Consider the following 12727-nt stretch of genomic DNA (forward strand, 5'->3'; position numbering starts at 1 on the left):
TTTCGGGTCAGCCCGTGTGGGTGCGGGGCTTGCCGCCCAATAAGTATGACGCGTAATACCTGAAAACTGCGGTGTATTCTTCGCGGGCAAGCCACGCTCCCACAAGGATCTGCGTCGCTCAGGGGCAAGCGCTGTTTTTCGAAAGTGTTTTCAGCCGCGCTTGGCCCGGTAGATTCGGAAACCCTGTCCTTCAGCCTTGATCGCACACACGCCCAAGTGCTCTTCGATCAGCGGTTGATACTTCAGGAAGCTGTTCGCTACCAATCGAAGTTCGCCGCCGTTTTTCAGATGTCTGGCTGCTTTTCGCAGCAAGTTCTCGGTGGCGAAATAATCGGTGTGTACGCCGACATGGAACGGTGGGTTGCTCAGGATCGCGCTCAAACCCATGGGCGCCGCATCGATGCCGTCACCGGTCATCACCTCCGCGTCCAGGCCATTGGCAGCCAGGGTCAGGCGACTGCTGGCAGCAGCAAATGCGTCCACATCGAGCAAGGTGACCTGGTTATGTGGATAACGCCGCTTGACCGCCGCTCCCAACACCCCCGCGCCACACCCGAAATCCAGCAAGTGGCCGCTGGGCAATTTGTCCAGGTGTTCCAGCAACAGGGCGCTGCCGCGATCCAGTCGACCGTGGCTGAACACGCCCGGCAGGCTGATGACTTTCAATGGGCCTTCGGCCAATGGCAATTCATATTCCTGGGCCAGGCTTTCCAGCGACTTGGCTTCTGGTGCATTGGCCACCGTGACCTGCCAGAGCTGGCAATGCCGTGCGCTGTCGAGCTTGCGGGGTTTGCCGAAGGGGTTCAGCTGCTTGGCCGCGCCTTCGATACCGCTGCGTTTTTCGCCCACCAGGTACAACTCACGGCCGGCCAAACGAGAGGCGAGGGCGTTGAGGATGTAATCGGTCAGGTCTTTGGACTTGGGCAGAAATACCACAGCGCTGTCGAACCCGCGCTCCGGCGCATTCACGCCGAAATGGCTGCGCTCGGCGAAACGGGCGTCCAGCGCCGCTTGGTCACCAGCGTGCCAGCACCAACCGTGGGCATCGGGCAGCCGGCCCAGCAAATCATCGGCGGGCAAACCGGCCAGCAACACCGAACCCTGGAATAACTCGGCCTGACGAAGCAGTACTTCACTGCGCGGATCCATACTCTGCTCCTTGAAAAAAAGTGCCGCAGTTTATCAACTGACAACCCGCAGCGCTTGACCGCTGAAGTAGCCTTGGGCGTTTTCGGTCAACTGGCCAACGATTCTTTGCCGCGCCTCGCGGCTGCCCCAGGCGTTGTGCGGGGTGACGATCAGCCGTGGAATATCCTGGGCCAGCAGTGGATTGCCCGCGGTGGGTGGTTCGACGCTCAACACGTCGGTGGCCGCGCCGCCCAGATGACCGTTGCGCAAGGCGTCGGCCAATGCGTGCTCGTCAATCAAACCACCGCGCGCGGTGTTGACCACGAAGGCCCCGGGTTTCATCGAGGCCAGTTCGCGGGCGCCAATGAAGTGGCGAGTGTGTTCGTTGAGCGGACAGTGCAGGGTCAGGGCGTCGATTTGCGGCAGCAGTTCCTCCAGCGGCAAGCGATCCGGCCGGGCAGGGCGCCCCGGAATCTGCCCCAGCAACACGCGCATACCGAACGCCTCGGCCAGCCGCGCCACGGCACTGCCCAGTTCGCCATGGCCAAGCAGGCCGAGGGTTTTGCCTTCCAGTTCGACGATCGGGTAATCCAGCAGGCAGAACTGTTTCGCTTGTTGCCAGCGACCTTCGGCGACGGCTTTTTGATAATCGGCCAGACGCGTCGCCAGATTCAGCAACAACATGATTGTGTGCTGAGCCACCGACGGCGTGCCGTAACCCTGGCAGTTGCAAACGGTGATTCCATGGGCACGAGCGGCGGCGAGGTCGACGTTATTGGTGCCGGTTGCGGTGATCAGGATCAGCTTCAATTCCGGGCTGGCCGTCATGGCCGCTGCATCGATCACAATCTTGTTGCTGATGGCGACGCTGGCGCCTTTGAGGCGTTCAATCACCTGATCAGGTGTGGTCTGCGCGAACAATTCCAACTCGCTGAAGCAATCGCGCAATGGATTGAGGTCGAGATCGCCGAGGTCCAGGGACGGATGGTCGAGAAAAACGGCGCGGCGAGAGATCGTCATCAACTGTACCTTTTGTGCATTGAACTGAAGGCGTAATCTGCCGAGCCTACCAGATGAAAAATGGTGCTGCTGCCCAAGGCTGCGTTCACTGTAGGAGCGAGGCTTGCCCGCGAAGCAAGCACCGCGGTGTATCTGATGCACCGCGTTTTCGTTCTTCGCGGGCAAGCCTCGCTCCTACGGATTGCATTACGGTTGGCGGTGGCCACAGGTTTTACAGATGCCATAGGCTGTGACGTCCATCCTGGAATTTTCAATTGATCGCTGCCCAAAAGGAGCCCCCATGTACTGGACAGAGTTCTTGACCGTTGCCCTGATTCACTTGCTGGCCGTCGCCAGCCCCGGCCCGGATTTCGCCGTGGTAGTGCGTGAGAGCGTAACCCACGGTCGCCGTGCCGGAACCTGGACGGCGCTGGGTGTCGGCTCGGCGATTTTCCTGCACGTCGGTTATTCGCTGTTGGGTATCGGGCTGATCGTGTCTCAGTCAATCGTGCTGTTCAACGCCCTGAAATGGGCCGCCGCTGCCTACCTGTTGTACATCGGCTTCAAGGCCTTGCGTGCGCAACCGGCCCCACCTGCAACTGACGATCTGCACCAGGAGGCTGGCGAACGCTGCGCACGGGGCGCCTTCACTTCAGGTTTCGTGACCAACGGCTTGAACCCGAAAGCCACGTTGTTTTTCCTGTCGCTGTTCACGGTAGTGATCAATCCGCACACGCCACTGGCGGTACAGGCCGGTTACGGGGTGTACCTGGCCGCGGCGACGGCTGTCTGGTTCTGCCTGGTGGCGATGCTGTTCAGCCAGCAACGCGTGCGCGCCGGTTTCGCCCGCATGGGGCACTGGTTCGATCGGACCATGGGCGCGGTGCTGGTCGCCATCGGCGTGAAACTCGCATTCACCGAGATGCATTGATCAAACACCAGTCTGCCGAACGGCGCGGTCCCTCGTAGGAGCTGCGCGTTCGTACACATGAATCTCCGCAAATGCTGGCGTAAAGCTAGCATCTGTACGTCTGTGCAAATCATCCCTTCGGCTGATTTGGCTGGCGTTCAAGGGCTCTAGAGTGCTTAGCTTTAGAAACCAAGACCGTGCAGTCAGAAAAGGGACTCTTATGTTGCAGACTCGCGTTATTCCCCCGGCCGAGGGCGCTTACCAGTATCCGCTGTTGATTAAACGGCTGCTGATGTCCGGTGCCCGTTACGAAAAAACCCGCGAAATCATTTATCGCGATCAATTGCGCTACAGCTATCCGACCCTCATCGAGCGGGTCGCGCGGCTGGCCAATGTGCTCACGGCCGCTGGCGTGAAGGCCGGGGATACCGTGGCGGTGATGGACTGGGACAGCCATCGCTACCTGGAATGCATGTTTGCCATCCCGATGATCGGTGCGGTGATCCACACCATCAACGTACGCCTGTCGCCGGAACAGATTCTCTACACCATGAACCACGCCGAGGACCGCTTCGTGCTGGTCAACAGCGAGTTCGTCGGGTTGTACAAGGCAATTGCCGGGCACCTGACCACCGTGGAAAAAACCCTGCTGCTGACCGACTTGCCGGAAAAAACCGCCGAACTGCCGAACCTGATTGGCGAATACGAGCAATTGCTGGCCGCCGCCAGCACCCAATACGACTTTGAAGACTTCGACGAAAACTCGGTTGCCACCACGTTCTATACCACCGGCACCACGGGTAACCCCAAAGGCGTGTATTTCACCCACCGGCAACTGGTGCTGCACACCATGGGCGTGTCGACCATCATGGGCTCCATCGACAGCGTGCGCCTGCTGGGCACCAATGATGTGTACATGCCGATTACCCCGATGTTCCATGTGCATGCCTGGGGTTTGCCGTATGTGGCGACCATGCTCGGGCTCAAGCAGGTCTACCCCGGCCGTTACGATCCCGAGTATCTGGTGGAGTTGTGGCGTAAGGAGAAGGTGACCTTTTCCCACTGCGTGCCAACCATTCTGCAAATGGTCCTCAATGCCAAAGCGGCGCAAAACACCGATTTCGGCGGCTGGAAAATCGTTATCGGCGGCAGTGCGCTCAACCGTGCGCTGTATGAAGCGGCCAAAGCCAAGGGTATTCAGTTGACCGCCGCTTACGGCATGTCGGAAACCGGCCCATTGGTATCGTGCGCGCACCTCAACGATGAGCTGATGGCCGGCACCGAAGACGAACGCATTACTTACCGGATCAAGGCCGGTGTGCCGGGGCCATTGGTCGAGGCGGCGATCGTCGACACCGACGGCAACTTCCTGCCTGCCGATGGCGAGACCCAGGGCGAACTGGTGCTGCGTGCCCCGTGGCTCACCGAGGGCTATTTCAACGAGGCGCAGAAAGGCGCGGAGCTCTGGGCCGGAGGCTGGTTGCACACCGGCGACGTGGCGACCCTGGACAGCATGGGCGTGATCGATATTCGCGACCGGATCAAGGACGTGATCAAGACCGGCGGCGAATGGATTTCCTCCCTGGACCTGGAAGACCTGATCAGCCGCCACCCTGCGGTACGCGAAGTAGCGGTGGTGGGCATCGCCGATCCGCAGTGGGGCGAGCGGCCGTTTGCGCTGTTGGTCGTCAGGGAAGGGCATGAGATCGGGGCCAAGGAACTCAAGGAACACCTCAAGCCGTTCGTCGAACAGGGGCACCTGAGCAAGTGGGCCATCCCGAGCCAGATCGCCATTGTTACTGAAATTCCCAAGACCAGTGTCGGCAAACTCGACAAGAAGCGCATCCGCGTCGACATCACCGAATGGCAGGCTAACAACAGTACCTTCCTCTCGACGCTTTAAGCGTCTTCTGGCGCGCCGAAAACGGCGCGCCAGACCCACCAAGCAAGCGCTTGACTTGTGAAATCCGAATTTTCAGCCATCCTTGCCGTGCCGACAGGTGTCGGACTGGCGAAAGGACTGTTCCAGAGTGGCCGGCAGCTGCAAATCACACTTTAGAGGGATCAAGCACTACTACCTGCTGGCTATAGTCCGCTCAAGGAATTTTTAAGAACGGAGCGCGCACAAAACGGGGCGATGCAACTTTGGCGTGACGTCGGAACCACCTGGCTTTCGGTCACCCACAACGTTTTTAAAAGTACCCAGCCATAACAATAATGCACATGGAGTAGCGTCGATGACATCAGTAAACCAGTTCTGGCGCCGGGCGAAACTGCCCCTGGCGGTCAGTCTTGCCTCTTCGCTCGCCGGGCCTGCATTCGGCGTCAGTTTCAACGTCGGTGAGATCGAAGGTCAATTCGACTCATCCCTGTCGATCGGGGCCAGTTGGTCTACTCAGAGCCCGAACAAGAACCTCATCGGCGTCAATAACGGGGGCCACGGCCTGTCCCAGACGTCTGATGACGGTCACAACAACTTCAAGAGCGGCGAAACCTTCTCGAAGATCTTCAAGGGCATCCATGACCTTGAATTGAAATACGGCGACACCGGTGTCTTCGTCCGGGGCAAATACTGGTACGACTTCGAACTCAAGGATGAAAGCCGCGAGTTCAAAGACATCAGCGACAGCAACCGCAAGGAGGGCGCCAAGTCCTCCGGTGGCCAGATCCTCGACGCTTTCGTCTACCACAACTACGCCATTGCCGATCAGCCGGGTTCCGTCCGTCTGGGCAAGCAGGTCGTGAGCTGGGGGGAAAGTACGTTCATCGGTGGCGGCATCAACTCGATCAACCCGATTGACGTGTCCGCGTTCCGTCGTCCAGGTGCCGAAGTCAAGGAAGGTCTGATTCCGGTCAACATGTTCTATGTGTCCCAGAGCCTGACCGACAACCTGTCGGCCGAAGCGTTCTATCAGCTCGAATGGGATCAGACGGTTGTCGATAACTGCGGCACCTTCTTCTCCCAGCCGGACATTATTGCCGACGGCTGCGAAGACAATCTGCGTGTGCTGAACAAGCGTTCGACCATTCCAGCCATCGCATTGGGCCCATTGGCCGCCGCGGGCGTCGACGTCAACGAGGAAGGTGTGCTGGTGCGTCGCGGTCCGGATCGCGATGCGCGAGACAGCGGCCAGTGGGGCGCGTCCTTGAAGTACATGTTCGAACCACTCGACACCGAGTTCGGCGCCTACTTCATGAACTACCACAGCCGGGCGCCGATCTTCAGCGCCACAGGTGCTCCGCAATCGATCTACAACGGCGTGGCAGCTTTGCCGGCGGCGTTCCGCGCGCTGGGGCCGCTGGTGGTCGCCGGTAATTCCGAGTACTTCGTCGAGTACCCTGAAGACATCCGTCTCTACGGCTTGAGCTTCTCCACCACGCTACCGACCGGTACGGCGTGGAGCGGTGAGATCAGCTACCGTCCGAACGCGCCAGTGCAGCTCAACTCCACTGACATCCTGTTTGCCGGCGTACGCCCATTGGGCGGTGCCTTGGCCAACGCTTCGCTGCTCCCTGGTGTACCGGGTCAGGATCTGCACGGTTATCGCCGCAAGGAAATTACCCAGTTCCAGACCACGCTGACGCACTTCTTCGATCAAGTCATGGGCGCCAGCCGTCTGACCCTGGTGGGCGAAGTGGGCGTGACCCATGTTGGCGGCCTGGAAAGCAGCTCCGAAATCCGTTACGGCCGCGACCCGGTCTATGGTCCTGGTGAACTGCCGGCTACCGGCGGCCTCAACACCTGTTCGGCGATCCTCAATACCAGCACCATCAACGGTGCGGGCGCGGGTGCTGCAACCAACAACCGTAGCCGCAATTGCGAAGACGAGGGCTTCACCACGGCGATGTCGTGGGGTTATCGCGGTCGCGCCATCTGGGAATACAACGACGTGTTCGCCGGTGTGAACCTCAAGCCGAACGTGGCCTGGTCCCACGACGTGAGCGGTTACTCGCCAGGCCCTGGCGGCAACTTCGAGGAAGGTCGTAAAGCGGTGAGCCTGGGGGTCGATGCCGAATACCAGAACACTTACACCGCGAGCCTGGCCTACACCAACTTCTTCGACGGCGAGTACACCACCGTGGATGATCGCGACTTCGTTGCACTCAGCTTCGGCGTGAACTTCTAAGCACTGCATTTTCAGGACGAACACATTTATGAAAATAACAAAAAGTCTGTTCCACGTTGGCGTTCTGGGTCTGTCGCTGCTGGCAACCGGCGTCATGGCAGCGGTCCCGGCGGCAGAAGCGGACAAGCTGGGCAAGAGCCTGACCCCGATGGGCGCGGAAATGGCGGGCAACGCCGACGGTTCGATTCCGGCCTGGAAACCCCTGCCGAAAAACGCCGGTGCCGTGGACAGCAAGGGTTTCCTGGCTGACCCGTTCCCGAGTGAAAAACCGCAGTTCACCATCACCGCGCAAAACGTCGACCAGTACAAGGACAAGCTCGCGCCGGGTCAGTACGCGATGTTCAAGCGCTACCCCGAAAGCTTCAAGATGCCGGTCTACCCGTCCCATCGCGGTGCCACCGTGCCGGATGAGGTGTTTGCCTCGATCAAGAAGAACGCCACCAGCACCAATCTGGTGTCTGGCGGCAACGGTCTGGAAAACTTCGAAACGGCGATCCCGTTCCCGATTCCGAAAAGCGGCGTTGAAGTCATCTGGAACCATATCACCCGTTATCGCGGTGGCAGTGTGACCCGTCTGATCACCCAGGCCACGCCACAGCCGAACGGCTCGTTCAGCCTGGTGTACTTCGAGGATCAGTTCGTCTTCCGCGACAAGATGAAAGATTACGACCCGAAAAACCCGGGCAACATCCTGTTCTACTTCAAGCAGAAAGTGACCGCGCCGGCGCGCCTGGCCGGTGGTGTGCTACTGGTGCACGAAACCCTCGACCAGGTTAAAGAGCCACGTTCGGCGTGGGTCTATAACGCCGGTCAGCGTCGTGTGCGTCGTGCGCCGCAAGTGTCCTATGACGGGCCGGGGACCGCTGCCGATGGCCTGCGTACCTCCGACAACCTGGACATGTACAACGGTGCGCCGGATCGCTATGACTGGAAGCTCGAAGGCAAGAAAGAGATGTACATCGCCTCCAACAGCTACAAGCTCGACTCGCCGCAATTGAAGTATGCCGACATCATCAAGGCCGGCCATATCAACCAGGACCTGACTCGCTATGAACTGCGCAGGGTCTGGCATGTGGTTGCGACCCTGAAGGACGGTCAGCGTCACATCTACGCCAAACGTGACTTCTACATCGACGAAGACACCTGGCAAGCGGCGGTGGTCGACCACTACGACGGTCGCGGGCAACTGTGGCGCGTCGCCGAGGCTCACTCCCAGAACTACTACGACAAGCAAGTGCCGTGGTACACCCTCGAAACCCTGTACGACCTGCAATCGGGTCGCTACCTGGCACTGGGCATGAAGAACGAGGAAAAGTCGGCGTATAACTTCGGCTTCACCGCAAGTACCGCCGACTTCACGCCGGCAGCCTTGCGTCAGGAAGGCGTTCGCTAATACGTTGTAGACCGAGGCCGCATCCTCGAAAAAACGCCCCGACTGGTTCGGGGCGTTTTTTTGGAAGCTCATGAATATCGTTGTAGCAGCTGCCGAGCTTGCGAGGCTGCGTTCGCTGGTAGCAGCTGTCGAGCTTGCGAGGCTGCGTTCGGCTGCGCAGCAGTCGTGAATCAGGCTGACGCGGTCTGCCTGATGCACCGCAAGTTCTGGTTTGACGACTGCTGCGCAGCCGAACGCAGCCTCGCAGGCTGGGCAGCTGCTACGGGGTCTGCGAGGCTGGTCGGTTCGTCGACACTTTTGTTCGTAGTCTTTTTGTAGCCATTTGTAGCAATAACCTTCAATAGCTCTTCGTTTACCGCTAGGCTGCGGACATCTGTAACGCCGCCATCAGCCTTTCAAACAAGAGCCGGCCATGACTGATCTGTCCCCACTTCCGGGCCCTGCAAGCGTTGCCGTCGCCACATTGGACGGACGCTTTTTCCGGCCTCCGCTGCCCGATGGCCATGTCTTGCGGCCGCGTTTATGCGAGCGTCTGGGCGCCGGTCTCGGTGGCAGGCTATTGCTGGTCAGCGCGCCGGCGGGGTTCGGCAAGAGTTCATTAGCGGTGGAGTTTTGCCAGGGGTTGCCGAATCACTGGCAAAGCCTGTGGCTGGGGTTAAGTCCACGGGACAGCGATCCGGGTCGTTTTCTTGAGCGTCTGCTTGAAGGTCTTCAGGAATATTTTCCACAACTGGGCAGCCAGGCGCTGGGGCTGCTGAAAATGCGCCAACGCCATCAGCCGTTCGCCTTCGAAGAATGGCTGGACGGTTTGCTCGATGAACTGGCTGTGCACCTTTCAACCAAGACGCCGCTGTTACTGGTACTCGATGACTATCATCTGGCCCAGGGGTCGGTGCTTGATCGTTGCCTGCAATTTTTTCTCAATCATTTGCCCGATGGTCTGCTGGTCATGGTCACCAGTCGGCAACGTCCCGACTGGCATCTGGCACGCCTGCGACTGTCGCGGCAACTGCTCGAGCTGCATGAGCAGGATCTTCGACTGACCCACGATGAAACTCTGAGCCTGCTGGATCGGCACAGCATTTCGTTGCGTGGCGAGGCGCTGGAGAGTTTGATCCAGCGCAGCGAAGGCTGGGTGGCCGGGCTGCGCTTCTGGTTGCTGGCGGCCTCCGAGGCGGGCAGCGAGGGCGCATTGCCGCAATCGCTGTACGGTGGGGAAGGGCTGATTCGCGATTACCTGCTTGAAGAAGTCATCGATTGCCTGCCCGCCGAGGTGCAGTCATTCCTGTACGACACCGCGCCCCAGGAGCGTTTTTGCAGCGAGTTGTGCGACGCCGTGCGCGAAGCCCATGACAGTGCCGAGATCCTGCGTTTCCTGTTGGCGCATCAGGTGTTTCTGGTGCCGCTGGACGAACACGGTCACTGGTATCGCTATCACCACTTGTTTTCCGACCTGTTGCGCAGCCGGCCCACCGCCCAGGCGATGGTGCCGACGGCCAGCCTGCATCTGCGTGCCTGCCGCTGGTTCAATTCCCAAGGGTTACTCGATGAGGCGGTGGAGCAGGCATTGCGTGCCGGGCATCTGGATGTTGCGGCGAATCTGGTGCAAAACCTTTCCGAAGAACAGCTGCTGGCCGAGCAGAACGTTGGCATGCTGCTGCGCTGGAAAATGGACCTGCCCGACAGCCTGCTGATCAGCACACCACGACTGATCGTGCTCTACAGCTGGGCGTTGGGGCTGGCCTGCCAACTGGACGCCGCCGAGGAGCTTGCCAGCCATCTGAGCCGCTTCCTGCCGGCGCCGTCGGCCACTGCGCAAAAGTCCATGCTGGCGCAATGGCTGGCCCTGAGCGGCATCATCGCCCGGGGCCGGGGCAATCGCGAGCTGACGTTGCGCTATTGCACCGAAGCGCTGGAGAGCCTGCCGGCCAAACGCTATGGGCAGCGCCTGATGTGCCTCTCGACATTGTCGAACCTGGCCATTGCCGACAGCGACCTTTGGCGGGCACGAGGGCTGAATCGTGAGTCCCTTGAACTGGCACAACGAGTCGGTAATCCGTTGTTCGAGGCTCTGGCCCATTACGACCGCGCTCGTGTACTGCAAGCGCGCGGCGAGATTCTTCGCTCACTGGATGAGGTTCGCCAAGGGCTGCAACGCCTGCAAGGCTTATCCCCGCAACGGCTGTACGCCGTGCGCGCGCGGCTGACGTTATACGAAGGATTCTTGCTCGCTCTGCGCTTGCAACCCCAGGCTGCGCGGGCACGTTTGCAAGCCGGGTTGGGCGAAGCCAGGGCCTGTCGCGACATCAGCGTGCTGATCGGCCATTGCGTGATCGCACGGCTGGATGGCTACAACGGCGAATTTGCCAAAGCCTTCGCCGAACTCGCCGAAGCCGAGCGTCTGATGCATATCTGGGATGTCCCGCCGATTTACTACCTGGCGATGATCACCCTGGTCAAATGCGAACTCTGGCTGGCCCAGGGCCGCACCGACCTCGCCGAAGCCTGGCTCACGCGATTGGGTCAGACCTACAACGGCGAGCACCCGGCAGCCCCGCCGGAATTCCATCCGCAACTGCCGCTGCACATTGAACTGCAACAGGCGGTGCTGGACATGATGAAGGGCCAGCCCATGCTCGCCGAAGGGCGCTTGAATGCGTTGCATGAACACGGTCAGCACAGCGGCCGGCAGATGCTCAGCGTGATGGCGCTCAGTCAGAAAATCATGCTGTTGCTGGCGGGTGGGCGCGAACCCGAGGCGCGCAAGGCGCTGACTCAGGCTTTGGAAGCGGCCGCCGGAGGTGTCCTGCAACCGTTTGATCCCTTGCTGGCCGCGCACGCGGACTGGCTACGCGGGCAACTTCAACTCTGTGCGCCGACGGCCGTTTCGCAGAGTCTCTCGGAAAAACTTCCGGCCATGACCTCCCGCCCGGCGCTGGAGTCATCGCCCGCGGCCGAACAGCTCAGTACGCGTGAACTGGCCGTTCTGCGACTGATCGCCCAAGGGTGTTCGAACCAGGAAATCAGCGATCAGTTGTTTATTTCGCTGCATACGGTCAAGACCCATGCCAGCCATATCAACAGTAAGTTGGGGGTAGAACGCAGGACCCAGGCGGTGGCACGGGCGAAGGAGTTGGGGGTGTTGGGATAGGGCCGTGTCTGCGGTCCTTTCACCACGGACAAAAAAATGCCCCGAACTCGTCGGGCCGTTCAATATGTTGCAGCCCGGTTTGCTTTCACAAACTGGGCTGACCTCATATATTGGTAATGTCAGGCCACCAGGTCCTGAGCGCCGAAGGTATTGATGCCCACCAAGTGGATTTCGAAGTCGGCACCGGCGTTGCCGCTGACGTTGCCTGAAAGTACCTGATCGACGAAGCGCAACTGCCCTGCTCCGGTGAACTCATTCGAGCCGATAAAGCTGAACGCGTTGCCTCCGCTGTTGGCGAGATTGGCATCAAACAGTGACAGGTCGATCTTGTCGCCCTGCAGGCTGCTGAAGTCATTGATGACGTCGCGCAATGCGCCTTTGCCCCCCTCACTCAAGTCGGTGAAGACAAACGTATCCGCGCCGATACCGCCCGTGAGCGTGTCGGCCCCGAGGCCACCGCTCAGCGTGTCGTTGCCCGCACCGCCGTTGAGTGTGTTGTTGCCGGCGTTACCGGACAGTGAGTTGTTCAAACCGTTGCCGAAACCGACGAGGTTGGTGCTGCCGGTGAGGACCAGATTTTCCAGGTTGGCGCCCAGACTGTGGTTGACCGAGGAACGAACGGTGTCGATCTCCGAGGGCAGGGTACTGGTCTCGGTAATCACGTCACCGGCATTGTCGACCACATAAGTGTCGTTGCCGAGGCCTCCGATCAGGGTGTCGGCACCGAGATTGCCGTCCAGGACGTTGTTGCCGGCATTCCCGGTGATGATGTTGTTCCGCGCGTTGCCGGTGCCGTTGAGGTTGTCGTTGAAACGTAGTGTCAGGTTTTCCAGGTTGGCGCTCAGGGTGTAATCAGCCAGCGTGGACAGCACGCTGTCGATTTCGGTCAGCGAAGTGCCCAGCTCGACGATGGTGTCGCCGATGTTATCGACGAAGTAGGTGTCGTTGCCGGCACCACCGTTCATGGTGTCAGCACCGCCTTGACCGTTGATGATATTGTTGCCGCCATTAGCGGTCAG

The 12727-nt window shown here is 60.0% G+C and carries 8 protein-coding genes; 5 read left to right on the forward strand and 3 right to left on the reverse strand.

Annotation, left to right across the window (positions count from 1 at the left end; all coding sequences use genetic code 11):
• Window positions 1-150 precede the first annotated feature (150 nt).
• Window positions 151-1149 (reverse strand): class I SAM-dependent methyltransferase, encoded by a 999-nt coding sequence (locus FHW68_RS26855; RefSeq protein ID WP_095632873.1) that lies wholly within the window; start codon window positions 1147-1149, stop codon window positions 151-153.
• Between the two features lie 33 nt (window positions 1150-1182).
• Window positions 1183-2148 carry a 2-hydroxyacid dehydrogenase gene (locus tag FHW68_RS26860; RefSeq protein WP_183683936.1) on the reverse strand — a complete coding sequence of 322 codons (966 nt, stop codon included), beginning with the start codon at window positions 2146-2148 and terminating at the stop codon, window positions 1183-1185.
• Window positions 2149-2428: 280 nt separating this feature from the next.
• Here FHW68_RS26860 and FHW68_RS26865 point away from each other — a divergent pair, with 280 nt between their 5' ends.
• The 5 genes from FHW68_RS26865 (at window position 2429) to FHW68_RS26885 (ending at window position 11708) form a co-directional block, all read left to right on the forward strand.
• A complete protein-coding gene (locus FHW68_RS26865; RefSeq protein ID WP_095632875.1) occupies window positions 2429-3058 on the forward strand; it encodes a LysE family translocator in 630 nt (209 codons plus the stop codon).
• Between the two features lie 199 nt (window positions 3059-3257).
• Window positions 3258-4940 carry a fatty acid--CoA ligase gene (locus FHW68_RS26870; protein WP_095632876.1) on the forward strand — a complete coding sequence of 561 codons (1683 nt, stop codon included), beginning with the start codon at window positions 3258-3260 and terminating at the stop codon, window positions 4938-4940.
• 334 nt (window positions 4941-5274) lie between these two features.
• Window positions 5275-7164, forward strand: coding sequence for a DUF1302 domain-containing protein (locus tag FHW68_RS26875; RefSeq protein WP_095632877.1), 1890 nt, complete (start codon window positions 5275-5277; stop codon window positions 7162-7164).
• A gap of 28 nt (window positions 7165-7192) precedes the next feature.
• A complete protein-coding gene (locus FHW68_RS26880) occupies window positions 7193-8557 on the forward strand; it encodes a DUF1329 domain-containing protein (RefSeq protein WP_183683938.1) in 1365 nt (454 codons plus the stop codon).
• Window positions 8558-8969: 412 nt separating this feature from the next.
• A complete protein-coding gene (locus FHW68_RS26885; RefSeq protein WP_183683940.1) occupies window positions 8970-11708 on the forward strand; it encodes a LuxR C-terminal-related transcriptional regulator in 2739 nt (912 codons plus the stop codon).
• A gap of 119 nt (window positions 11709-11827) precedes the next feature.
• On the opposite strand, the gene FHW68_RS27380 is transcribed toward FHW68_RS26885, so the two are convergent.
• On the reverse strand, window positions 11828-12727 hold a 900-nt coding region (locus FHW68_RS27380; RefSeq protein ID WP_311657471.1), incomplete at its 5' end, for a calcium-binding protein.

It is taken from the genome of Pseudomonas sp. Tn43 (assembly GCF_014192635.1).
In the GTDB taxonomy this organism is placed as follows: domain Bacteria; phylum Pseudomonadota; class Gammaproteobacteria; order Pseudomonadales; family Pseudomonadaceae; genus Aquipseudomonas.

Excerpts from the sequence above, each read along its gene's own strand:
- FHW68_RS26855 (WP_095632873.1), bottom strand. The coding sequence starts at position 1,149 with ATGGATCCGCGCAGTGAAGTACTGCTTCGTCAGGCCGAGTTATTCCAG.
- FHW68_RS26860 (WP_183683936.1), bottom strand. The coding sequence starts at position 2,148 with ATGACGATCTCTCGCCGCGCCGTTTTTCTCGACCATCCGTCCCTGGAC.
- FHW68_RS26865 (WP_095632875.1), top strand. The coding sequence starts at position 2,429 with ATGTACTGGACAGAGTTCTTGACCGTTGCCCTGATTCACTTGCTGGCC.
- FHW68_RS26870 (WP_095632876.1), top strand. The coding sequence starts at position 3,258 with ATGTTGCAGACTCGCGTTATTCCCCCGGCCGAGGGCGCTTACCAGTAT.
- FHW68_RS26875 (WP_095632877.1), top strand. The coding sequence starts at position 5,275 with ATGACATCAGTAAACCAGTTCTGGCGCCGGGCGAAACTGCCCCTGGCG.
- FHW68_RS26880 (WP_183683938.1), top strand. The coding sequence starts at position 7,193 with ATGAAAATAACAAAAAGTCTGTTCCACGTTGGCGTTCTGGGTCTGTCG.
- FHW68_RS26885 (WP_183683940.1), top strand. The coding sequence starts at position 8,970 with ATGACTGATCTGTCCCCACTTCCGGGCCCTGCAAGCGTTGCCGTCGCC.